13 protein-coding genes are annotated in these 25050 nt (G+C 45.8%); 8 read left to right on the forward strand and 5 right to left on the reverse strand.

Translation table 11 applies throughout. The annotated features are described in order from the left end of the window. Positions 1 to 98 precede the first annotated feature (98 nt). Entirely contained in the window at positions 99 to 5192 is a 5094-nt protein-coding gene (locus EC604_RS14735) for an Ig-like domain-containing protein (protein ID WP_123064880.1), read from the forward strand. A 142-nt stretch (positions 5193 to 5334) separates the two neighbouring features. On the opposite strand, the gene EC604_RS14740 is transcribed toward EC604_RS14735, so the two are convergent. Beyond that, on the reverse strand, positions 5335 to 5541 hold the full coding sequence (locus tag EC604_RS14740) for a DUF2536 family protein (RefSeq protein WP_123064881.1): 207 nt from the start codon (positions 5539 to 5541) through the stop codon (positions 5335 to 5337). Positions 5542 to 5652: 111 nt separating this feature from the next. Continuing rightward, positions 5653 to 6126 (reverse strand): DinB family protein, encoded by a 474-nt coding sequence (locus EC604_RS14745; protein WP_123064882.1) that lies wholly within the window; start codon positions 6124 to 6126, stop codon positions 5653 to 5655. Between the two features lie 212 nt (positions 6127 to 6338). Here EC604_RS14745 and EC604_RS14750 point away from each other — a divergent pair, with 212 nt between their 5' ends. The 4 genes from EC604_RS14750 (at position 6339) to EC604_RS14765 (ending at position 17068) form a co-directional block, all read left to right on the forward strand. Continuing rightward, on the forward strand, positions 6339 to 7328 hold the full coding sequence (locus tag EC604_RS14750; RefSeq protein WP_123064883.1) for a tRNA dihydrouridine synthase: 990 nt from the start codon (positions 6339 to 6341) through the stop codon (positions 7326 to 7328). Between the two features lie 258 nt (positions 7329 to 7586). Beyond that, a complete protein-coding gene (locus tag EC604_RS14755; RefSeq protein WP_123064884.1) occupies positions 7587 to 10667 on the forward strand; it encodes a hybrid sensor histidine kinase/response regulator in 3081 nt (1026 codons plus the stop codon). Positions 10668 to 10702: 35 nt separating this feature from the next. Next, the gene (locus tag EC604_RS14760) at positions 10703 to 11818 is read left to right on the forward strand and encodes a response regulator (protein ID WP_161556946.1); all 1116 of its coding nucleotides are present in this window, start codon (positions 10703 to 10705) and stop codon (positions 11816 to 11818) included. A 342-nt stretch (positions 11819 to 12160) separates the two neighbouring features. Beyond that, the gene (locus tag EC604_RS14765) at positions 12161 to 17068 is read left to right on the forward strand and encodes an S-layer homology domain-containing protein (protein ID WP_123064886.1); all 4908 of its coding nucleotides are present in this window, start codon (positions 12161 to 12163) and stop codon (positions 17066 to 17068) included. Between the two features lie 200 nt (positions 17069 to 17268). On the opposite strand, the gene EC604_RS14770 is transcribed toward EC604_RS14765, so the two are convergent. The 3 genes from EC604_RS14770 to EC604_RS14780 all read right to left on the reverse strand — a co-directional run bounded on the left by EC604_RS14770 (position 17269) and on the right by EC604_RS14780 (position 21291). Next, a complete protein-coding gene (locus tag EC604_RS14770) occupies positions 17269 to 17955 on the reverse strand; it encodes a response regulator transcription factor (protein ID WP_123064887.1) in 687 nt (228 codons plus the stop codon). Continuing rightward, entirely contained in the window at positions 17952 to 20111 is a 2160-nt protein-coding gene (locus EC604_RS14775) for an ATP-binding protein (RefSeq protein ID WP_123064888.1), read from the reverse strand. Before EC604_RS14775 ends, EC604_RS14770 begins: the two co-directional genes overlap by 4 nt. Before the next feature lie 124 nt (positions 20112 to 20235). Next, entirely contained in the window at positions 20236 to 21291 is a 1056-nt protein-coding gene (locus EC604_RS14780; RefSeq protein ID WP_123064889.1) for an ankyrin repeat domain-containing protein, read from the reverse strand. A gap of 253 nt (positions 21292 to 21544) precedes the next feature. Between EC604_RS14780 and EC604_RS14785 the strand changes: the two genes are divergently transcribed. The 3 genes from EC604_RS14785 to EC604_RS14795 all read left to right on the forward strand — a co-directional run bounded on the left by EC604_RS14785 (position 21545) and on the right by EC604_RS14795 (position 25007). Further along, a complete protein-coding gene (locus EC604_RS14785) occupies positions 21545 to 22117 on the forward strand; it encodes an SF0329 family protein (RefSeq protein WP_123064890.1) in 573 nt (190 codons plus the stop codon). A 387-nt stretch (positions 22118 to 22504) separates the two neighbouring features. Beyond that, entirely contained in the window at positions 22505 to 23701 is a 1197-nt protein-coding gene (locus EC604_RS14790; protein ID WP_123064891.1) for a winged helix-turn-helix domain-containing protein, read from the forward strand. A gap of 145 nt (positions 23702 to 23846) precedes the next feature. Further along, a complete protein-coding gene (locus tag EC604_RS14795) occupies positions 23847 to 25007 on the forward strand; it encodes a cobalamin-independent methionine synthase II family protein (protein WP_123064892.1) in 1161 nt (386 codons plus the stop codon). Positions 25008 to 25050: the final 43 nt, after the last annotated feature.

The raw sequence follows: 25050 nt of genomic DNA on the forward strand, positions 1-25050 counted from the left end.
AATGTAATAGATGAAATAATAGAGCGAGATAATGGGGGGATCGATACGTGGTATTTTTAGAGAGCGCAAAAAGGAAGAGATACAGCACTATTCGAAGAATGGCACATTTGTTTTTAGCCATGATTCTCTTAATACCATCTTTGATGATTGGCGGTGACAAGACTTTGGCAGCATCCAGTGGCTGGTCGATCATTGATGGGGGCGGAGCAAATGGGCTTAACGTCAATCAAACGATGCCTGCTGAAACACCTTCAATAGCCGAGTGGAACGGGGAGATTTACGTCGCATGGCGTGAGCGAATCCAGACGACTCCTGCAATCTACCAGATTCGGGTTAAAAAGTTTAATGGATCGGGTTGGGTGAGTGTTGATGGAAATCATCCAATAAACGGTTTGAATGCAGATGTTACCAGAGATGTTGGATCTCCGGAGCTGGCGGTGTACAACAATGCTTTGTACTTAACCTGGCTTGAAAGAAATGCATCTTATAATAATCAGGTTCGAGTTAAAAAATATAATGGCACCCTGTGGACGAATGCAGAAGGCGGCTCAAACGTTGGAATCAATGTGGATCCCTCAGTAAGCGCCCTTAGCCCCAAGCTGACCGCGTATAAAGGCGAATTATACGCTATTTGGACAGAAGCAAGTAAAGTACGAGCCAAAAAGTATGATGGTACCACGTGGACAAGTATTGATGGTGGAGGAACGGGTGGGCTTAACATCAACCCTTCTAGTGGTGCCGGAACTCCTATAATGACTGTTATGGGAGATGATTTATACGCAGCGTGGTACGAGTTTATGACCGGTCCCAGTTATCAATTACGTGTTTTAAGGTATGACGGATCAAATTGGGCGGTCGCCGACGGAGGGGTGGGATTAAACAGATCTGCCGCGAGATTTCCGATTAATCCCTCTCTTACTGCTATGAACGATGTCCTATATATGGCCTGGACAGAACCGATAAATAGCACGGACGAACAAGTTCGTGTGAAGAAGTTTGAAGGCGGTGTCTGGTCCAGTATTGATGGCGATGGTAACAATGGAATAAGTATAACCCCGGGAGCACGAAGTAACACTGTCAAGTTAGTAACATTAAGCAACGAATTATATGCCATCTGGTCCGAAAATTCAGGTGTGTGGGCAAACGGTATTCCTATTTTTAAAGTCCGTGTGAAAAAATATGATGGCAACGGGTGGACATTCGCGGAAAGTGGTAAAAATGGTGGCTTGAATGTCTATAGCGATAGAACCGCTACTACGCCTTCAATCGTTTCAATGAACGAAGCTCTCTATGCAGTATGGAGTGAGAATGATAGAACAGTGACGAATATTCGTGCTGGTAGATACACCCCCCCACCTCCTCCTAGCGTTAACGGGGTTACTGTGACCCCTGTTACGGCTAGTATTCAGCAGGGAGGGAGCAGACAGCTAACGGCCAGTGTGGATGCAGTGGGGGAAGCGGCAACGACAGTGACGTGGAGCAGTAGCGACACTACGAACAAGGTAACCGTAGACAATGCGGGAATAGTGAGGGTCACTCGGGACGCAACACCAGGTGATTACTTGATTACAGCAACTTCAACACATGATAACAGCAAAAAAGCAACGGCTACGGTAACGGTGACTTATGCGCCAGCTGTCAACAGTGTTACTGTAAACCCAAGCACGGCCAGTCTTTTGCAAGGGGAGAGTACACAGCTCACGGCCAGTGTGGCATCTGTAGGGGGAGCCCGGACAACAGTGACGTGGAGCAGCGATGATACAAATAATAAGGTTACCGTAAACGGGACGGGAAAAGTGGCCGTTGCAGCGGATACGGCGCCGGGTGATTACACGATTACGGCGACTTCCACCTTTGATACCAGTAAAAAAGGGTCAGCAGTCATTACGGTGGCATACGCACCTGCTGTGACGAGCGTTAATGTTACCCCGAACACCGACAGCATGATGCAGGGAGAGAGCAGACAACTTCTGGCAACGGTAGACACGGTGGGCGGGGCTGCAACGACAGTGACGTGGAGCAGCAGTGATGTGGATAACAAGGTTGCAGTAAGTGAGACAGGCTTTGTTACTGTTGCGCCCGATGCTGTACCTGGTCTTTATTCCGTTACGGCGACCTCAACTATAGACAGCAGCAAATCAGATACGGCAACCATTACCGTGATATATGCTCCAGCCGTCCATGGTGTCACCGTGACCCCTGACCCTGCGAGTATTGTTCAAGGAGATAGCTTACAGTTGGGAGCGAGTGTAGACGTTGTCGGTGGAGCTTCGACGGATGTAACGTGGAGCAGTAGCGACATTAGCGGTAAAGTGTTGGTTAGCAACACAGGCAACGTAACGGTTGCACCAGATGCGGTACCAGGCAATTACATCATTACGGCAACTTCGGTAGAGGATAGCAGCAAGGCAGGAACGTCAACGGTGACTGTTACGTATGCGCCAGCGATTCAGGAAATCAGTATTCAACCGGATAGCACCCGTGTGTCGCAAGGAAGAAGCATGCAGCTTGCTGCGACGGTAACTGCTGTTGGTGGAGCGGATGCAACGGTACATTGGACCAGCAGTGACGATAGCAACAAAGTAACGGTGAGTAATACAGGCTACGTTAGTGTGTCTTTGGATGCTGAACCAGGAGACTACACGATTATGGCAAGCTCGGTGTTCGACTCTTCCAAAACGGCAACAGCAACCATCAAGGTAACGTATGCACCTGCAGTGAACAGTGTGGTTGTAAATCCGGATACGGCGAGCCTTATGCAGGGAGAGAGTAGACAGTTGGAAGCCATCGTGGATATTACAGGTGATGCTGATGTGATGGTAACATGGAGCAGCAATGACATCAAAAGTAAGGTTAACGTAGATGATACAGGCTACGTTACGGTAGCTGCCGATGCGGAGCCGGGTAAATATATCATTTCCGCGACTTCTACAGTAGATAGCAGCAAAAAAGGAAACATGAACCTTACGGTCACAGCGGCCCCGACATATACGATTGCTGGGATTGAAAATCAGAATTTGCAGTCGGTGCTGCTCGGTTATGATTCAGGTTCTCAGGAGACGATTACAGTTCCTGTTCAACATACCGGAACTGGCAAGTTGGTTAATCTATCTGCATCTCTTGGAGGCAATGATCGGGATGCTTTTGTTATCACACAACCAGCGGTGGAATTGGAAGCTGGCGATAAGACAAGTTTTAATTTGCATGCTATAGATGGTTTGCCAGCAGGGACATATACGGCGACGGTAACATTGACGGCAGTTCACATGTTGCCTGTGACTTTCAACGTCACTCAGGCGGTTAACTTGCCAAATGCCCCAGCTAATCCTCGTCATCTTACGGCAGAGAGCGGGCATGGTAAAGTTACGCTGAAATGGGATATGGAACCGGATATCACAAAGTATCGAATCTATATGGCAACGGATGCTGATCCAAATCATAGAGTAGAAGTGAATGAACAGGCTACGTCGCCATACACAATCCCTGATTTGATTAACGGAACGAAATATTATTTTGTGGTAAAAGCAGAGAATGCGGGTGGACTTAGTGAAGCTTCCAATCTGGTTACTGCGATCCCTTCAGACAACCCGGGGATCCCAACGGATGTTACAGCAACTCCGGGTGATGGACAAGTTGTCGTGAAATTCAACCCGCCTGTCGATGACGGTGGTAGTCCAATCAAGGAATACGAAGTAACCGTATCACCAGGAGAACGGAAAGTCACAGGTCAAGCTAGTCCAATAACAATTACTGGATTAAGCAATGGAACAAGGTATACTTTTACGGTAAAAGCAGTAAACAAAGCGGGTAAAAGTGCACCATCAGCTTCATCCAATGCAGTCGTTCCAACAGCAACCTCCGTACCGCCAATCAATTCGCCCGGAACACCATCTACCTCGACTGCACCTGGGCCGTCTAATACTCCAGCTCAACCAGCTCCGACGGGAGTAGATATTTTGGTGAATGGCAAGGCGGAGAGTGCCGGACAGGCAACGGTAACCAAACGGGACCAGCAAACGGCATTGAAGATTGTGGTTGATCAGAAAAAGCTTAATGACAGATTGGTTGAGGAAGGGCGACATGCAGTGGTTACGATCCCGATTAATCAATCGTATGATGTTTTTGTAGGCGAACTTACGGGTCAAATGATCCAGACCATGGAAAACTACGAAGCTGTTCTTGAGTTCAAAACGGATCAGGCGTCATATAGGGTTCCTGCTGATCAGATTCGTATTTCCGAGTTAGCCAAACAGATCGGAGGCGCGACGGATTTGCAGGCTATCAAGGTGCAGGTTGAAATCGCATCCCCAACGGCTGCAGAGCAGAACATTGTGAATCGAGCAACGGCACAGAAAGAGCTAACGCTTGTAGCTCCGCCACTGAACTTTATGGTTAACGCCATCCGTGGAGAACAATCTGTCGAGATCAAAAATTTCGATGTTTACGTCAGAAGATCGATTGTGATTCCGGAAGGCGTAGATCCAACCAAAATTACGACTGGTGTTGTCGTAGAACCTGATGGCTCCGTGCGTCATGTGCCAACCAAGGTTCTTAACACCAATGGAAGATACGAGGCTCAGATCAACAGCCTGACCAACAGCACCTATGCTGTCGTATGGCACCCTTTGGAATTCAGTGATGTTGTGCATCACTGGGGTAAGGATGCGGTCAATGATATGGGCTCACGTATGATTGTGGAAGGTTTTAGTGATGGTACGTTCAATCCGGATCAAGCCGTTACCCGTGCAGAGTTCGCCACGATGGTTATTCGTGGGCTGGGACTTCGTACAGAGAGTGGAGACACATCATTCTTAGATGTCCAATTGGGGCAATGGTATAGCGGGGCTATTCAGGCAGCGCACAACTATGGGTTAATTAACGGTTACGAAGATGGTACCTTCCGTCCGGATGACACCATTACCAGGGAACAAGCAATGGTCATTCTGGAGAAGGCAATGCAGATTACCGGACTGAAAGCCAAACTGAACGACGATTCACCAGAAGCAATGCTTCAGAGCTTCCACGATGGTACTGCAGTATCTTCTTGGGCACGCATCGGGGCAGCGGATAGTGTGAAGTCGGGCCTTGTGCAAGGTCGAAGTCAATCTGTACTAGTACCACAGGGCAAGATGACTCGTGCCGAGGTTGCAACCATGTTGCGACGTTTGTTGCAAAAGTCGGATCTCATTTAATTCAAAAGCAGAACATAGGCTGGATAAGCCTGTTGTTCTGCTTTTTTATACGGCATGGAATGTCTGGATTATCTCATAGATGACCTGCTTTTTGTGCGCAATCTGACATCACATAAAGGTACGTTAACTTCACATGAACCCATCAATCTACGGCAAAATGCAACACTGCACTATACAACATTTTGTTCCGAACAGGATCAAACGTAACTTGATGCTGAACCTGCTTCACACGTAAAAGAAGGGCTTTGTTCACGCCCATCCGTTCATCGATCGCTCGTTCCAGTTCCTGAAAGTCATAAGCTTGAAGGCATTCAACCTTGTCCTTCATGATATCCAGTGAAATTTCCATACGTGTGTAGACCTCCATAGTGTACAATTGGCCAAAAATCCAGAGTCTGCCGAGATTAATTGTAGTCGAGCCTTCGGGGATCAGCAAGTGAAAATCAGTTAAACCGCATGATTATTTTATTTTAGATAAATTCATTTTGGGAGGAATGGTTCCGAGTAGTCTTGCGATTTTCGTAATCTGCCCTCGATGATGAAATTCATGGGTCGTGCAATGGGTAAAAAGCCATAATTCGCTTAATTCAGCGGTTTCACTCATCCAACTGGCTTGAATGTCCGCATCCCAGTTGTCTTTGAATTTATGGAGGAAATCATCAACCAGCAAATCTGTCTTTGCAAATAATGCACGCATTTCCTGTACATCTCTGATGGATTCTGGCTTTAACTTAGGAATGCTTCGTCCAAGACCGCGGACGCCTAACCATACACGATAACAATCTGTGACATGAACATGCAGGTTACGGATGGATTCTCCGCCTAATGCGTTGGCGGTTTGCAAGTAAGCTGCAGGGGACATCGTCTCACACATTCGGAAGAGGGACTCTCTTGTTCGTTTAATCATCTCATATTGACTCGTTAGTATATTCATTTTCATTAATCTCCTTTATAAGCGGCTACCCATTCATGCTTTGATTAAAGATTAAACATATCCATAATATCCTCCATGTATATTTATGTCAAATATTTTCAGTTTTACAGGAGAAGTATGCTTCTTTCAGCGGTGTGATATAATTGAGCTACAACTGTTTGGCTATTTTCGGGATGAAGAATTTTCCTAGTATGCATAGAGAGGTTTTGGATATGACGAAAGACAATTTTTGGCGTGAATTGCCACGACCATTTTTTATATTGGCGCCGATGGAGGACGTGACGGATGTTGTATTTCGGCATGTGGTCAGTGAGGCGGGCAGACCGGATGTGTTTTTTACCGAGTTTGCGAATACGGAAAGCTACTGCCACCCGGAGGGCAACAAAAGTGTGCGTGGGCGGTTAACGTTTACCGAAGATGAGCAGCCGATCGTGGCGCATATTTGGGGAGACAAACCGGAATTTTTCCGAGAGATGAGCATTGGCATGGCGAAGGAAGGTTTCAAAGGCATCGATATTAATATGGGCTGTCCTGTAGCGAATGTAGCGGAGAACGGCAAAGGGAGCGGTTTGATTTGTCGGCCAGCTCTTGCCGCGGAGATCATCCAAGCTGCGAAAGCCGGGGGCTTGCCGGTCAGTGTCAAAACAAGGCTTGGTTTCACCGAGGTCGATGAATGGCGCGACTGGTTAACCCATATTTTGCAGCAAGACATCGTGAATCTGTCCATTCACCTGCGCACAAGAGAAGAAATGAGCAAGGTGGATGCCCACTGGGAACTGATTCCCGAGATTAAAAAACTGCGCGATGAGATCGCACCGAATACGTTGCTAACTATTAATGGGGATATCCTCGATCGTGAGGCTGGCCTTAGACTGGCAGAGCAATACGGTGTGGACGGCATTATGATTGGGCGGGGCATTTTCCAGAATCCATTTGCTTTTGAGAAGGAGCCGCGGGAGCACACCACGGAGGAGTTCCTTCATCTGTTAAGGCTGCATCTGGATTTGCATGATCAATATGCGGAACTGGAACCTCGTTCGTTCAGTCCACTGGCGCGTTTTTTCAAAATTTACGTTCGTGGATTCCGCGGTGCAAGTGAGCTGAGAGGTAACTTGATGAATGCCAAAACAACCGCTAAAGTACGTGAGCTGCTGGATGAGTTCGTAAGACAGGAACAGGTAGAGAAGGCGGAGGCAGAGTAAAGAAGCATGCAAAACAACATGTAAAACAGCGTCATGTTCACAGTAGACTCCGGTTAAGGGAACCCTCGATACAAAATGGAACGCTACGATCTTAAATCGCTCAAGTGGAACAATCGCTTGGGCTTTTTATATTGTTTAACCATTTGACATGAGACCTTACATCTACCTTCTGCAGCTTGGGATAAGCTGATATAATGAACCGGATAGGCTGATCCCACGTGCCTTTACGTTAGGATATGAAACGGAGTAGATTGTTAGATGAGAAGAATGCTCGTGGCATTGGTTGCGGTTAGTCTTGGTTGTTATCTTTTATTATTTGGACTACTGGAAGCAACGGAGAATAAAGGCATGAAGCCGGAGCCATCCAAGAATGGAATCCTGGATATGACCACGTGGAATTTTAATTCCAATGAAGTTGCACCACTGGACGGACAGTGGGAATTTTACTGGAATGAACTACTGAGTCCAGGATTCCAGCCTGTTTCAACCGCACAATTCATTCATGTACCCGGATTTTGGAGACATACAGCGCAAGATGGGACTCTTCAGGCCAAGGGCGGTGGAACCTATCGTTTGAAGGTGAAGCTGGAGCCTTCTTCGAGGGTATATGGTCTAAGAATTTCGAACATCCGAATGGCGAGTACAGTTTATGTGAATGGCGAGAAGGTGGGAGAGAGCGGTGTCCCGACTTTAGATCAAAATACATATGAATATGTGAACAGGCCGTATAATGCCTTTTTTACAGTACAAGGGGATACGGCAGAGATTTTGATTCATGCAGCCAATTTTGAAAATACGCAAGGCGGCATTCCCTATAGTCTTTACTTGGGGAGTGCGCAGGGAATCCAAGCTTTTAACATTAATACAACCGTCCTTAATTTAACGCTAATTGTATCCCTCCTGATGCTGGGATGTTATCAATTAGGTGTATACATTATTCGCAAAAAAGAACAAGGACTTCTCTATTTCGGGTTAAGCTGTATTGTAATCGCATGGTCCTTTGCCAGTAACGGCGAACGGATTATCGTAGAATACTTTGATCTGCCCACCGAGTTTTATTATAAAATTCAGGCCATATCGTTATATCTTTCTTTAATTACGATGGTGATGTTTATCCAATCCATGTGCACAGGACTGATTGCTCGCTGGTTTACCAGAAGCCTTGTATATGGGATGGCATTGTATATCGCATTTGTTCTGGTCACCCCGTTTCAATGGTATTCCGACTTCAATATCATCGCCAGTACCTTTCAACTCGGGGCTTACATCATTATTATTGGTGTTCTGCTCTATTCCTACCGGAAGGGACGATATGGCGAGTTCAACAAAAAAAGTCTGGCGCTCTTTATCATGGCCTTATGCAGCTACTTGGTGGGTCTATTCGATTATGCTCTATATTTGAGCAGTCTAACGACAAGTTACCGATTGGGGTATTATGCGATTTTGGCTTTTTGTTTCTTGGCATCGTTCATTATGTCTTACCGCTTCTCTGAAGCGTATAACACCATTGAGAATCTGGCAGCCAAGCTTCAAAAGGCGGACAAGCAGAAGGATGAGTTTCTGCTTCAGACTTCGCACGAGTTTCAAACGCCACTGCACGGCATCATCAATTTGTCCCAAAACATGCTGGAGACAGGCGCAGAAGAACTGAACGACATTCAGATGCAGAATCTGTCTTTAATCCGGGATACGTCCAGAAGGTTGTCCGCGTTGGTTCATGATATTTTGGATATGGATAAAATCAAACGTAATGAATTGACTGTCCTTCCTGCAAAAGTGGATGTACGCGTTACGGTATCTCTCGTATTCCATTTGTTCGAACATCTCATCACAGGGAAAAAAATCAGGCTGGTGAACGCCGTACCGAATAGGTTGCCTCTCGTTTATGCAGATGAGAACAGGTTGAAACAGATTATCTACAACCTGGTGGGCAATGCGGCCAAGTTCACTCAGGAAGGCGTCATCACCGTGAGTGCTCGGGCAACGGCAGATCGAGTGACCATTTTGATTGAGGACAGCGGTGTGGGAATTGCCAGGTCGGAATGGGATACGATCTTTCAACCTTTCGAGCAAGCCCACTCCCCGTATGAGTATAGTGGAACGGGCTTGGGATTGTTTATTTGCAGAAAGTTGCTACATCTGATGGATGGAGACATTTATATTGATTGGTCCGAGCAGGGCAGAGGAACGGGGATTGCTTTTACACTTCCGCTTGCGGATGAGAACTGGGATGGCATTACGGAAGCTGCTGCGACTTGTGAGAATGATATAATAGAGCAGAAGCAGATCTCGATAGTTCCATCCATTCCAGAACATTCGGTTAATCAGTCTCCGTCTGCTGAAAGCCAGTTCACTATATTGGCAGTGGATGACGAAATGTCGAATCTCCATGTTCTGTCCAGTCTGTTTACGAGTGAACCCTATCATATCGTGTGGGCTAATAACGGAGTAGAGGCACTGGAGCTGCTTCATAGCCGCTCGGATATTGATCTGGTTCTACTGGATGTGATGATGCCCAGAATGTCCGGTTTTGAGGTCTGCAGAGAGATACGAAAGCAGTTCAGTCTGTTTGAACTTCCGATTATCTTACTGACAGTGCTTCATTCTTCCAGCGATATTGAGGGCGGGTTAAAGGCAGGAGCGAATGATTTTATCGTTAAACCCTTTGACGCTTGCGAAGTACGGGCCAGAACAGAAACGTTGCTGCGGTTAAAGACGTCTGTTGAGGATGCAATGAGGTCAGAGCTTGATTTTCTTCAGTCGCAGATTAAGCCGCACTTCTTGTTTAATTCATTGAATTCCATTATGGCTTTATGCCGAATAGATCCGATACAAGCAGAGAATCTCATTACACATCTTAGTCATTATTTAAGAAGGAGCTTTGATCCCAGACCGGATCGTTATGTGTCGCTGCAAGACGAGCTTCAGCTGGTTGAGGCCTACGTGGCGATTGAAAAAGCCCGATTCGAGGAACGACTGACGGTTATATATGATGTACAACCAGCAACGCTGGAGAAAAAAATCCTTCCGTTAACGATACAGCCTTTGGTGGAGAACGCGATCCGGCACGGTGTCATGAAAAAGGTACTTGGAGGTACGGTTCGTTTGTCCATTACCCTGAATGGGGATACGGTTCAGATCGAAGTATGGGATGATGGCATCGGTATGACCCCGGATCAATTACAACAATTATGGGTAGCGAGTAACTCCTCATCTCAACGAAGGGGAGTAGGTCTAATGAATATCCGCCGGAGATTGGCACACTTCTGTAAAGAAGAATTAAAGGTAACGAGTGTAGCAGACGAATGGACAAGCGTCAGGTTCCAGTTCAAAATATAAAATCGTGCAACCGTGGAGAGAGGGGAATGGTACTCATGAGAGTTGTCATCGTGGATGATGAGCGACTGGCTATTATGCGGCTGCAGCACATCCTGGAGGGCATAGAGGAAGTGGAGATCGTCGGCACATACACGAATGTTTCGGAGTTGCTGAATGATTTCCCCCATCTGCAGCCAGATGCAGCTTTTTTGGATATTGATATGCCCGGTATGAATGGTCTGGAACTGGCTGCTAACTTGCAGGGGATGGAACTGGATACGGAGATTGTATTTATTACAGCTTACGATCAATATGCACTGGATGCATTCCGGGTGAATGCGCTGGACTATCTCTTGAAACCTGTAGATGAAGTAGCGCTGCGTGATACCATTCATCGAATTCTCAAGCGTAAAGAACGGACTCCTGTGAAGAAAAAGGAAACGGGTGCCCGTATCCAATGTTTCGGTCATTATATTGTATCTCGTTCAAGCGATGGGAGCCCGGTCGATTTCCCGACGGCGAAGGCAGAAGAGCTTCTTGCATACTTTCTGATTCACAGGGATACGAGTCTTTCTAAATGGAGCATATGTGAAAGTCTGTGGCCGGAGCATGAGCCGCAGAAAGCTGAACAAAATTTGCATACGACCGTATTTCGCATGAAGAAAACATTGCTGGATAACGGAATCCATATTCAATTAAGCTCCAAAAAGGGTTTTTATCATTTTCAACTGCTCGAATCTTGTGATTATGTGCGCTTCGAAGAGTTGAGGAGGGGAGGCTCTACCCAGATTGATAGATATCCTGTTGATGCAGAAGAGGTTTTAAGGCAGTATAAGGGGGCACTTTTTGGCTGGAAAGATTACGCCTGGTGTGAAGCGGATAAGGAACGGGCTAATCAAAGCTTTCGAGATATGTCCAAAACGCTGGCTCGCTTATATATGAAAAGAGGAGAATATCGGCAAGCACAGGATTTTCTGCAATTCTTTCTCTCCATTGTTCCTTACGATGAAGAAGGTCATGAAATGATGCTAAGGATCTATATGCACCGGCAGGATCGAACTTCCTTTTCCATGCATTTTAACAAAATGAAAGAGGTGTTCCAGCAGGAAATGGGAATGGAACCGCCCGCCTTCATGGAACAGATGTATGTGGAAATGATGGAAAACTCATAGTTAGAAGAAGCTTTGTGGTACTCCCTGATAAATGGGATACTGCGGAGCTTTTTTTGTGGCGTTTTCTGAGGTTCTTTGTAAGTGTTTTGTAAGCGCACGTAAGTAAAATTAGTTCTTGGGACCCACGAATGTCGAAAGAAGGGGAATTACGCGACTTGTTGGCGTTGAAGTGAATACAATGACATTGAGAGGAGAGCACCTGTGGTGATAGCAGGGAAGGCTGGAGAATGACGGGGCTGAGATGTTTGACTGTGTACCAGTACATAATTGGAACCGGAACATGGACAGGACAGTAGCGAGAGCAAGAGGATTACGATTATTTACTTTAGGGAGGAATAAAGAATGATGCAACATATTAGGGGCAGGAACAAGCTTCGATCCTTGTTTTCTGTTGTTCTTGTTTTCAGTTTACTTTTGAGTTCGTTTCCATCCATTGCTTTTGCGGATGATCCAACATCACTTGAGATCGGAACGGCTTCCGGATCTCCTGGTGATGTAGTAGACGTTCCAGTATACATCTATCCGGGGGATAATAGTGTTTATGGTTATGACCTTACCATTTCCTATGATGGTACTAAACTTGAACCTATGCCAACGGCTGCAACGAAAACATGGGAAGTTTCTAGCTTTAATCAGTTAGCTAATCCAGAAAAATCCGAAATTAAAGTTAACGCGTATGTTGGAGAAAATCCCTACATTATCAATGGGAAGCAAGGAGTATTTGTTTTACATTTTCAGATAAAGGAAGGCGCCGAAACAGGTGTATCCAATGTAAGTCTTCGTACGGGTGCTTATATTGGATACAATGACGCCGTGGGTGAGATTCAATCCAGCATTCCTGGTTCTGTCACGATAAATCCTAACCAAGGAAGTGGAGCGGGAGGATCTGAACCGAAGGAGGCTCAATCACCCCGGATTATCGAACAACCTTCGGATCGAAGTGTAAGCCGTGATGAAAGTACACGTTTGAGTGTAAATGCAACGGTAAGTGACGGCGGAGTGTTAAGCTATCAATGGTACACTTTAATTATGACTGGAGAGAGGGCAATTGATGGGGCTACGGATAGTACCTTTGATGTGCCCACAACGACGGCAGGAACAACGTATTATTTTGTTAAGGTAAAGAACACACTCGGTACCAGTTCCAAGATAGAGTCTAGCCAAGTAGTCAGTGTAACGGTGAATCCCGTATTGGCTGAAGGGAATTGGCAAGATATCACGGGGCCAGAGATACCTGTTAATAGACCAATTGATATCGCAGTTGATCCGAATGGTACGGTGTACGTGGCTAGTTCCACAACAATTAAGATGCGGTCCAACAATGGTAACTGGATCAATATAACACCAGAAGAAGGGCTCGAATATATCTCGGGTATGGCTGCAGACAGCACAGGAGCAATCTATGTGTCGCGGAGCCGCAGCAGTTCCATTTTGAAATATATGGATGGTACTTGGGAAGTTGTTAATGGCACTAATGAAGGTCTCTCCACACCAGTTGATGTAGCAGTGGATGAGCATAACCAGATTTTTGTAGCAGATAGAGAGTTCAGAAACGTTAAAAGACTGGTCGATGGAACCTGGGAAAGTATCAGTGAATTCAACGTCTCTACTCCTGTTGGATTAGCAGTAGGTAATGGGAATGTATATGTAACATATGATAACTTTGTTGAATATGGAGTTAAAACATTAATGGATGGTAGCTGGGAAGGTATCACAGCTGGCACAAAATTTAATATGCCACAAGGAATTGCAACCGATGCAAGTGGGGATGTGTATGTAGCAGACTCATATAATCATGTTGTAAGGAAGCAGTCTGCAGGCGTATGGACAACGGTCAGTGAAGTAAGTGATTTCAGCATTCCATATGGTGTGGCCATAAGTCACAATGGAGACGTGTATGTCACGGATTATGAGAGCGGACATATTAAAAGGCTCATTGTTAATGCAGCTATTCCAGTTATTCATGCACAGCCCATTGGCGATACGGTAGATCAGGGAGCGGAGCAACCGAAACTGAGCATTAATGCCACAGTTAACGATGGTGGGACATTGAGCTATCAATGGTATAGCAACACGAAAAATAGCGTGGAAGGAGCCACATTGATTGAGGGTGCAACGGAGAGCAGTTATTCCGCACCGACAACTCAATCTGGAAATCTCTACTATTATGTGAATGTAAAAAATATGAATATATCTGCTGCCCAAAATCAAACCGCATCAGTCAATAGTTCCCTTGCGCTGGTGACGGTGAGTAGCGGCGGCAACACTGGTGGTGGAACAGGACCAGTGATTACGGAACCAACAAAGGCACAATCCCCTCAAATTACCCGACAACCTGCGGACAGAAGTGTAAGCCTGAATGATCCAAGTCCACAGTTGAAAGTCGTTGCATCCGTAAATGATGGGGGTCAGCTATCCTATCAATGGTATCGCAATACAAAGAAAAGTGTCGAGAGTGGAAACATTGAAAAGATTGCAGGAGCAACCGAAAGTAGGTATGATGCACCGACATCAACTGTAGGAACAACGTATTATTTTGTAGAGGTAACTAATACGTTAGGTGACAGTTCCACAACAACGCCGAGTACTGTAGCTACAGTAATGGTAAGTAGGGGGAACTGGCAAGATATCACGGGGCCAGAGGCGGCTTTTATTGGTGCAAATGGTATTGCAGTCGATCCGAATGGTACGGTGTATGTAATAATTGGAACGAAAATTGCAAAGCGTACTATAGACAGTGACTGGCAGGATATCACACCTGCTGATGGGGAGACAAGGGAAGATTTTTATACAGGGATTGCAGCAGATAGCAAAGGTACAATTTATGTGTCCAGGTACAATAACAGCTCTATCTTGAAATACGCTGGTGATACTTGGGGATCCATTGATAGTAATGGACTTTCCAACCCATCCCATTTGGCAGTTGATGAGCAAGATCAGGTTTATGTAGTAGATAGAGGCGACGTAATTAAAAAGCTGGTTAATGGAACTTGGGAGAACTTCGGTTCAATCAATAGTTACATTTCTGGTTTGGCAGTGGCTGGCGGGAAAATGTATGCTAGTCATAGCAATGGAGTTACGGTCAAAACGTTGTGGAACGGCAGTTCGGAGGAAGTTGCACCCGGCATCCAGTTTATCATGTTAACAGGAATGGCAGCGGATGCGAGCGGTAATGTGTATGTTGCAGACAGTGAGGGCGTGAAAAAACTGTCAAACGGCGAAACGACGCCAATCAGTACAAAAGCCGATTTCAGTATTCCGTTTGGTGTAGCCTTAGATTCCGTTGGAAATATATATGTCGTTGATAACTTGCTTGGAAAGGTAAAGAAGCTCATCGTCAACGCAGCAACCCCGGTGATTCATACGGATCTGGTTGACCTAAAGGTGAATCAGGGAAGCGAGAGCCCGCAATTGAGCGTAAATGCCACGGTAAGTGACAATGGAACATTGAGCTATCAATGGTACAGCAACACAAATGATAACATTGAAGGCGCTACTTTGATTGAGGGTGCAACGGAGAGCAGTTATTCCGTGCCTACAGATCAAGCAGGTAAGGTTTACTATTATGTAAAAGTGAAGAACACAAACGATTTGGCTGCTCAGAATCAAACGGCAACAGTCAATAGCTTGGTTGTGGCGGTGACTGTCAACTCGGTTCATCTTCCGGCTTACAATGTATTCTTTAATCGGCAGGATGGAACTGCTCCGTTCTCAATGGGGGTAACACAGGGCTCCAAGATTCCAGTAATGATTGTTAAGGAAAGAGCAGGTTACACCTTTGAAGGGTGGTACAAGGATGCAGCAGGAACATTAAAATGGAATAGCGATACAGATGTTGTGACCAGCGATGTTACTTTGTACGCAAAATGGACTGCCACTAGCAACGGTAGTGGAACGGGCAATGGCAACACTGGTGGCAACAGTGGAAGTGCTGGCAATGCTGGGGGCAACAATAGTGTTAGCGCAGGAGCAACTCCTGTAACCGTACCAGCGACTAATGATGCGGTTGTTGTACTGGTGAATGGCAAGGAGGAGCGTATTGGTAAGTCTGTAGCTTCTAAGGAGGGTGAACGTACGGTAACGACGATCACTGTTGATCAGAAGCAACTCGATACCAAGCTTGATTCGGAAGGGCAAGGCGCGGTTGTGACAATCCCTGTTTCCACTGAGTCCAGTATCATCATTGGGGAACTCACTGGGCAGATGATCAAGAAGATGGAAGACAAACAGGCGGTTCTGGTTGTGAAAACAGGAAATGCAAGCTACTCGATTCCTGCGCAGCAACTTGATATTGATTCGATCTCCAAGCAATTGGGTTCTACGGGGACGCTGGAGGACATCAAGCTGTCATTGCGTATCGCTTCTCCAGAAGCAACAATGATGAAGGTTGCCGAAGACGCAGCGAAGCAAAATGCACTTACAATGGTAGCACCTTCAATTGACTTTACAGTCAAAGCAGAATACGCAGGAAAGTCCGTGGATATAAATAAGTTTAATGTATATGTGGAACGGTCCATTGCTTTGCCGGAAGGCATTGATCCGAGCAAAATTACGACAGGGATTGTCACAGATCCAGATGGATCTGTACGCCATGTTCCGACCAAAGTAACACTGGAAAATGGAAAATATTTTGCTCACATTAACAGCCTGACCAACAGCCTGTATTCAGTAGTTTGGCATCCGCTGACGTTCAAAGATGTAGAAAGTCACTGGGCCAAGGATGCTGTTAATGACATGGGTTCCCGTTTAATTGTAAACGGCAGCGGTAATGATCTTTACAATCCGAATGTGGATATGACACGTGCTGAATTTGCAGCTATTATGATGCGGGGCTTGGGATTGAAACCAGTTAAAGGAAATTCAACATTTGCAGATGTAAAAGCATCCGATTGGTATCATTCCGCCGTACTGACGGCTTATGATTACAAGCTAATCGATGGCTTCGAGGATGGAACTTTCCGGCCGCAGGAGAAGATTACCCGTGAACAAGCGATGGTGATTCTGTCCAAAGCGATGGCTATTACCGGGCTTGCTGACAAGCTTGCAGATAAGAGCAACAACGAACTGCTGAAACCTTATACTGATGCATCTCTTGTTGCAGATTGGGCGAAAGCTGGTGTAGCGGCAAGCTTGGAAGCAGGTGTTGTGAGCGGCAGAGGAGCAGAGCAGCTGGCTCCGAAAGCGAATATTACCCGTGCTGAAGTTGCGGCGATTGTACAACGGTTACTGAAGGTATCCGGTTTAATTTAATCTACTTCAAAGGGTTGCTCCGTGCAGAACTAACTGCATCAGGAGCAACCCTTTTTGTGTCTTTTGCATAATGAAAAGACGTTACCGGAATGGTTGGTCACATGGACCAGAAATTCCAGACACGCCTTATACTTAACACGAAATGTTGCTAAAGATTGGTGCCAAACCAGCAATTCGCTAAGAGAAAGCTACGAAAATGGTTATGACGAGGCCAGCATGTATCCTGCTCCCCGAATCGTAATAATTCTCTCCGGATGGAGAGGGTCATCCTCTATTTTTTTGCGTAAATTGCTGATGTGTACAGCGACCGTTCTCGTATCCTCCAGACTTTCCATGCCCCAGATGAGATTGAACAACGTATCGACCGAGATGACCCGGTTCACATTTTGTGCCATATAGGACAGGAGGCTGAATTCTTTTTTGGATAAAAAAACGGTTTTACTACCTATGTTGACGGACTGAGCATAGAAATCCAGTTGCAACCCTGGTAACTCCAGCAGTTGTTCCCGCCTGCTTGACGATACTCTGCGAAGATGAGCCTTGATTTTGGCCATGAGTACGCCCGGACTGAACGGCTTGGTCACATAATCGTCGCCGCCGTCCGTTAATGCACGGATCTTCACCTCATCCTCCTCATGGCTGCTCAGAAACAAGATCGGCGCATTGGTGGAGGCCCTTGCGTTCCTACACCAGTCAATGCCGTTTTCATTTGCTAGCATCACATCAAGTACAATCAAATCAGGATTAAACGATGCAAGCAACTTCATGGCTTCTATCCCGGTATGACTATAAGTGCAATTAAACCCTTCTCGTTCGCAATACGCCTGAACAATTTCACATATATGGGGATCATCATCGACGATCATAATTTTGTATGAGTCCTTCATGCGGTCACCTTCCTGCTTATTGAATAGAGCGGCAGCGATATATAGAATATAGATCCTGTCTTACCATCGCTCTCCGCATGAACTCCTCCTCCATGTGCTTGAACAATTTCCCTGCAAATGGCCAGTCCGAGCCCGCTACCCTCTACTTTTATGTCTGTGCTTGCCCGATCATATCGGTAATTACGATCAAAAATTTGCTCAAGTTGATTCGGGGGAATACCCATGCCGGAGTCTTCTACACTAATGATCACACAAGAGGGATCTTGTGTATCGTCCATGGTTAGAGCAAGACGTACCATCCCACCAGCAGAGGTGAACTTCATCGCGTTGGATACGAGATTAAACAAAGCCTGCTCCAATCGTTGCTCATCAATCTCAAGGATAGGAAAGTCAGCTTGTTGATCTTCTCCTTTTCCGATGTCCAGTACGAAATCCAACCCTGCGTCAAGCACAACCAGCTCATATTGTTCAAAAAAACGATGTAAGAAGTCGGCTGCATGAATCGGCTCCATCTGGTATTCTACTTGACCCGTCTCCAGATGCGACAAGAAGGACAACTCCCCGATCATATGATTAATCCGTATCGTGTTATCACGGATATACTTTAGGTACTGTTCATTGCGCTCTGGCTTCACCATGTCTTTTACAGCCTCGACATATCCAAGCATGCTGGACAGCGGCAGGCGCAAATCATGCGTAATGTAGGCCAGCAGCTTCTTTCTTCCATGCTCTGAGCGGAGTAACTGCTCATACGACGTACGCAGGTCTTCGTGAGCTGCAGATAATGCATGCGTGCGTTCCTCCACCAGTTGCTCCAGATTGGTATTCATATCCGTAAGTCTGTCATTCGCTTCCTGAAGCTCACGGGCAATCCGCACCTCGTTCGTTGCTGCCCTCGTAAATCTGGAAGAAAGCAGAATCATCTGTGCAATCGTAAATATCAACAGACCTGCTGGGGAAGTATTTCCGATTGGCGACCACTCATTGAAATATAGAAAATCATTAATCACTGTAATCAAAGCAACCACCGAAACGAGCAGGAAAATCAGGGCTCCCTCCAACCGCTGCATAGCTGCCTTGGCCAGTCCAATCATTAGATATGCCATATGTAGCACAACGACCACACCAATCAGCATTAACAATTGGGTATAGATCAGTGCAGGGGTTATGATAACAACCATACACAGCAATCCCGTTACGATTCGGCTGCCCAGACGGAACCATTGCGAGACATAATTCGGGAAAACACATTCAAAATACTTGGTAATGACATACCCGCCAAGAGAAAGAGTCAGATACTCCATCTTAAATTGCAATTCCCACGGGAAATCAGGGAAAAATTGTGTGAACATCAGCTCGCCGTTCAGCAAGGAGCGGACACCAAACAACAAGGTGAACAGACCGAAGTATAACGGTGCTCTATCCTGACGGCGCAGAAGGAATAACATCAGATTATACACGCCAATGACGAGCAGACTTGCAGTGATGAACATATCTGTGGCAACCTTCAGTTTAGTCCCGACCGTTAACATGTTACTGCCGCCTAGTTCTATTTCCTTGGTAATCCCGCCTCGATGGTGATGAAAGTTGGAAACTTGCAACACTAGTTCTACTGTGTCTTTATTAGGCTCAAAGAACACCAATTTTGTTGCCAATTGAGGTGTCATGTTACTTTTGTCCTGACCAACCCTACCTGCTTCTGCAAGCAGTTCTCCATTAACCCATAGTTTATATGCATGGAAAATAGTAGGTAACCGCAGCGCAAGTCGCTCATTTCTGTCCTGCTCGCTAAGCTTGATGAGTAGACGAAAAGTGGCAAAGCCTTCTCCTGTCAGTTCTTGACCATCTAATCGGTAACCTAGCCATGATCCAGGGATGTTGATGTACCGATCAGGCAACCCACCCTTTTCGATCCGGTTCCGTATATCCGCAGGCGAAAGCAATGCATGCCAGTAGAATGTCCAATCCCCCTGTAACTTTACAGGATTCGTACGAATGTGATCCTGAGTTAAATCTAATAAGCCTTTTTCGCTTCGAATAGGAGGGGAGTCTGGTGCAGACATCACGGCATAGCTTATGACCAAACCGATAACTACAACAAAAGCGATGTGAAGCAAGATCGTACGAGAACTGACTCGAAGAATATACCTGATCATGAAGTCGACCCCAATCTACAAAATGCGCTATAAATATCTGAATATCTTCATGATAGCATCATCAAAAGAAAATGTGTGAGTCGTGGAGATGAAAACTTCAAGTTAGGGTTGATTCTTATGGAACTTAACGTTTATATTCCGGTTGTACCAATGCGACCGGATAAGGATTATCCAGCACCCATAATACGGATAACTCACTTAATCGGGCAGGTGCGTCATAATCCGATCCATTGCGTAGCCTGTGTGCCAAGCCTTGTGCCTCTTGTAAGAGAGTCAGGTTTAGTGGAGTACCTGTGCCTAAGTGCTGAACCAGGGTAGCCAGCATCTTCCGATAATCGGCATCCCAGTTTCCACCACCATTGCGCAATACTTCATCAGAGATGCGCCCGGTAATACGAATGACCTCGCCCTGAACCGTCGGGGCGTGACCCTGGGGAGGAATGAGATACGCCCACAGCTCTTGGTGTTGCTTGGACCAATGAGCTGCCTTTACATGGATGGGGCTTGTTCCATCATGCATGATCCGATTGGCCACAGGTTCAACATCAAATTGTCGATACAGCTTGTCCAGTGCGTCCGACACTTCATCAACCTTGTCTTTATTATAATTTTCACGGACGAATTCAAAATCCTTGCCGATTCGTTTCACCGACTCCTTCATTGCCGGGGTGATCGTTGCTCCAGCATTCAGCAGAATGGAGGAAATCTCTGACATGTTCACAATATCGCTATTCCGGCAATTAACTAATCCCTTCGCTAGCGGGGTATTTCCCTGGTTATTTTCCACATCAATCTTAGCCCCCCGACTTACTAACTCCTGAACCACTGGTGTTCTATATGAATTCACTGCTGCATGCAAAGGGGTTTCGTTGGTGTAGTCTACCGCATTCAGATCGGCACCGCGTTCAAGGAGCAGTGCTACGTTCCCCGACCAATGTGAAGCATGAGCATGTAAGGGTGTACGTTGGTATTTGTCACGGGCATTCAGATCGGCCCCTTGCTCCGCAAGCCAGTGAATAATCTCATCTGGAATATGCCGAAAGCTGAGGGCAGTGCCTTTGCTATATCCCCCGATTGCATCCCATTCGCAATGTTCGAAAACTTCTTTTATCGCATGAATATCTTGATTCTTAAAAAGCAACTCTAGATTATCAGGTAATGTTGTTTGCTTCTTTGTCATTAATATCTCCCTCTCCTTAGTGAGTATAAGATCTCTAATGATAGGTAATCAGATTCCAGAGTGATTGCTATGACAGAGTAGATTGCAATGATTACCAAATTTTATCACACACGTCCTTTGAGAACCAAACATCCGGCTACCTTCAAAGTTGAACTATTCCTTTTTTCTGTAGCTATTAGAGGGGCGTATCGTTGTGCTGTGCTATACTTTAGGTAAATGTTCTGTTGAAGCTTTTCTGAGAATAGGAGGATATATGTCCTGGAGTAAATTAAAACAACAATTAGACAGTTTCCTTAGCCCCACACTCGCTGGAACAGTAGCATACCGGGCGACCAGCTATCGCTTTTTGCCGGATAAATCGGGGAGCTGTTACCTGACTGTGGATCAGAAAAACATCCTCAATATGGCGGATACGACGACGACACCCATCCGTTGGTACCAGACCGATCAGGAGATCAAAAATGATCCTGGCATCGTCATCCCTGTAAGTCCTGAAGAGATCGAAGCGATTCGTAAAGAAACCAAAGGGGCTGTGCCGGAGGAACGTCTTGAGATCATGGTGCGAGGTCGAAAGAGCACTTCTCATGCCAAAGAGCTGTTAGCGGCTCAGGCCGCGTTGAGCAAAGCGAATTTCACAGCGGTAGCAACGACGTTTCTGGCCACTTCAATCGAGGACAATCTGGAGAGCAGTGACATCCTGCTCAATATTCTCGCGTTGATCGACAGGCGGGTGGGAAAAAAGCGGATTCTGAATATGTCGGATTCGATTAAAATGAAGCATTCTGCCGTGCAGTATTTTTACGAATTGCGCCGCAGAACGGTGTGAAATTTGAATTTCGCATGTTAAACCAAGACTTTAAACAGCTCATAAAGCGAAGAAAGCCATGCTGTAAAACGATTCTTTGCACAATAACCGCTTGCAGTGGGCTTCTAACAAGATGATACACGATCAAGCAGACCGCAACCTTTGCATGGGAGCCGGTCTACTTGTGTTTATCGGACAGCAATTTTATGTTCCTAAAGCCAGCCTCATAAGGCGGAGAATGTAATATGAGTCGCACAGAACAAAATTACAGTTGTTATGTGGTACTATATGTTGTTTTTGCAGTGCAATAGAGTTAAAATAAGACAAGAACATATGTTTTGTTTGTGCTAAATTATACATATTCGAGGGATCAATTTGCTTGAACTTGTTAAGGGGTGGACATGTCCAATGATAGGATTAACTAAACAGCAAGCCAGGCAATTTTTATTGTTAAAGCATGGGTTAGTGGGCGAGCATCAATATGACGGAAAGTCAGGGATCATGGAATTTACAAGGCAGGTTGGCTGCCTTCAATATGATCCGATCGATATCTGTGGAAAAAATGCCGAGTTAGTACTGCAGTCACGCATTCGTGGGTTTAGCAAGAATATGCTCGAAGAGCTGTTGTATCAAGATCGATTGCTGATAGATTATCCCGATAAGAATCTCGCTATCATCCCCGTAGAGGACTGGCCTTATTTCGAACGGTACAGACAAGCGGCCAGACTGCATGCCGGAAGCTATCCCCAGATGGAGACGCTCACAAGCCAAGTACGGGCTTATATACAGCAAGTTGGTCCGGTAAGTTCGAATGAATTAAATGCATTGCATCTAGAGGGAGATTTCACTTGGCGTTCGGCCATTCACTGGAGTAGTGGGAACAACGTTTCGCGCTCTGTGCTGGAGCAGATGTATTCGACAGGTGAACTGGTTATCCATCATAAAAAAGGAACACGTAAATATTATGATCTGGCTGAGAAACACATACGGGCTGATTTATTGCATGCGCCAGACCCGCTGTTGAACGAATTACATCATCACAAGTGGAGAGTATTGCGCCGAATTGGTGCTGTCGGTTTACTGTGGAATCGTGCATCCGATGCCTGGCTTAATATATGGGGATTAAAAACAGAGCAGCGGAACAGAGTTTTTCATGAGCTATTACTGGAGGAGCGCATTGTTGCTGTTGAGGTAGAACAAATGAAGGAACGATTATACTGCCGGGCAGAAGACTTACCTATTATTGAACGCATACTGCAAAATCCGGAGTTACAAGAGCGTTGCGAATTCATTGCTCCGCTGGATAATTTAATGTGGGATAGAAAGCTTATTTATGCATTGTTTGAGTTCGACTATAAATGGGAGATTTATACGCCAGCTCTCAAACGGAAATTTGGTTATTATGTGTTGCCTTTATTGTATGGTGATCGGTTCATTGGGAGAGCCGAGATCATCGTGGAACGTAAATTCAAAAGGCTGGTTGTTAAACGTGTCTGGTATGAAAAAGACATGCAGCCAACCGAAGAACTTGTAGCCGTGGTGAAGGAATGCTTTGAGCGGTTTTCAATATTCAATGACTGTGAGGCAATTTCAATAGAGGGGTAAGACAAAAGACCAAGTTAAAGATCATGCATGTTTTTGATTTCCATCTGCTATAGTCTAAAGCTATAACCAGTCATACTTTTTTGGTATCTCTTCTAACCCCGCTCCACGTGATATGATAATCATATACAACGAGGGGGTTATTAACATGACTGACAAGTTCCAGATCGTAGGTAGTTTATTGCGGCCGGAAGAGCTGCTGACATATAAAACACAGATTGAACACCGGGATGATATCCAGTATCCATTCTATGAAGACTTTCAAGGATACCAGCAATGTGAGACGAAAGCGATTGAACAAGTAATCCAAAAAGAGATCGAGAACGACTTGTCTGTCATCACGGATGGCGAATTTTCCAAATCGATGTGGCATCTCGACTTTGTGTGGGGATTTGGCGGAGTGGAGCGGTATATTGCGGATCATGGGTACTTTTTCCGGGATGTGGACGGCACTTCTAAATATGAAACGCGCAAAGATATCGGGCTGCGTATTACGGGGCAACTGAGTGGCAAGAATCATCATTTCATTCAACTGTTCAAGCAGTTGCAAGACCAAGCGGGTGACCAGCAGACCAAACTCTGCATACCATCGCCATCCCATATTTTCGGTGAATTATCGTGGTCGGACAACATTGGGGGCAAGGATGCCGTATACCAGAATACACAGGAGCTAAAAGCAGGATTGGTAAGTGCTTATAAGGAATTTGTGCAGGAGTTTGCAACTGCGGGTGGTAAAATTCTGCAAATGGATGACTGCCTCTGGGAGCTGTTTGCCGATGACAATCCGAACTCGCCTTTTACCGGAGAGCATATTAATCAAGAGGAAGTACAGGGTCTCGCCACGGAGTTTATTGATATCAACAATACGGTCATTGACTTCGGTCATAGCCTGGGTCTGAAAATGTGGACACATAACTGCCGCGGTAACTATGATTCCCGCAACATGGGCGGCGGATCGTATGTGAAGATTGCGAATCTGTTCCTGAAGCAATTGAAGTATGATCGTTTCTTCCTGGAGTGGGATGATGATCGTGCGGGTTCCATAGAAGCGCTGGAAGTGTTCAAAGACAGACCGGATACAGAAATTGTACTGGGTCTGCTGTCCTCCAAAACAAGTACGCTCGATGATGAGGAGCGCGTGGTTCGTCTGCTGGACGAAGCCTCCAAGATCATTGACAAGGATAGGCTACTGCTGTCTCACCAATGTGGTTTTGCCTCCTGTGATGGCGGGAACGAACTGAGCGAAGCCCAGCAGTGGGCGAAGATTCATCAGGGTCAGCAGATTGCGAAGCAATACTGGGGCAACTGATCTCCGTAACATATAGACATTTTCATAGGCGTGACATAGACAT

This window comes from Paenibacillus amylolyticus, assembly GCF_003719335.1.
Lineage (GTDB): Bacteria > Bacillota > Bacilli > Paenibacillales > Paenibacillaceae > Paenibacillus > Paenibacillus amylolyticus_D.

Excerpts from the sequence above, each read along its gene's own strand:
- EC604_RS14775 (WP_123064888.1), bottom strand. The coding sequence starts at position 20,111 with ATGATCAGGTATATTCTTCGAGTCAGTTCTCGTACGATCTTGCTTCAC.
- EC604_RS14750 (WP_123064883.1), top strand. The coding sequence starts at position 6,339 with ATGACGAAAGACAATTTTTGGCGTGAATTGCCACGACCATTTTTTATA.
- EC604_RS14795 (WP_123064892.1), top strand. The coding sequence starts at position 23,847 with ATGACTGACAAGTTCCAGATCGTAGGTAGTTTATTGCGGCCGGAAGAG.
- EC604_RS14735 (WP_123064880.1), top strand. The coding sequence starts at position 99 with ATGGCACATTTGTTTTTAGCCATGATTCTCTTAATACCATCTTTGATG.
- EC604_RS14760 (WP_161556946.1), top strand. The coding sequence starts at position 10,703 with ATGAGAGTTGTCATCGTGGATGATGAGCGACTGGCTATTATGCGGCTG.
- EC604_RS14745 (WP_123064882.1), bottom strand. The coding sequence starts at position 6,126 with ATGAATATACTAACGAGTCAATATGAGATGATTAAACGAACAAGAGAG.
- EC604_RS14780 (WP_123064889.1), bottom strand. The coding sequence starts at position 21,291 with ATGACAAAGAAGCAAACAACATTACCTGATAATCTAGAGTTGCTTTTT.
- EC604_RS14770 (WP_123064887.1), bottom strand. The coding sequence starts at position 17,955 with ATGAAGGACTCATACAAAATTATGATCGTCGATGATGATCCCCATATA.
- EC604_RS14790 (WP_123064891.1), top strand. The coding sequence starts at position 22,505 with ATGATAGGATTAACTAAACAGCAAGCCAGGCAATTTTTATTGTTAAAG.
- EC604_RS14755 (WP_123064884.1), top strand. The coding sequence starts at position 7,587 with ATGAGAAGAATGCTCGTGGCATTGGTTGCGGTTAGTCTTGGTTGTTAT.
- EC604_RS14765 (WP_123064886.1), top strand. The coding sequence starts at position 12,161 with ATGATGCAACATATTAGGGGCAGGAACAAGCTTCGATCCTTGTTTTCT.
- EC604_RS14740 (WP_123064881.1), bottom strand. The coding sequence starts at position 5,541 with ATGGAAATTTCACTGGATATCATGAAGGACAAGGTTGAATGCCTTCAA.
- EC604_RS14785 (WP_123064890.1), top strand. The coding sequence starts at position 21,545 with ATGTCCTGGAGTAAATTAAAACAACAATTAGACAGTTTCCTTAGCCCC.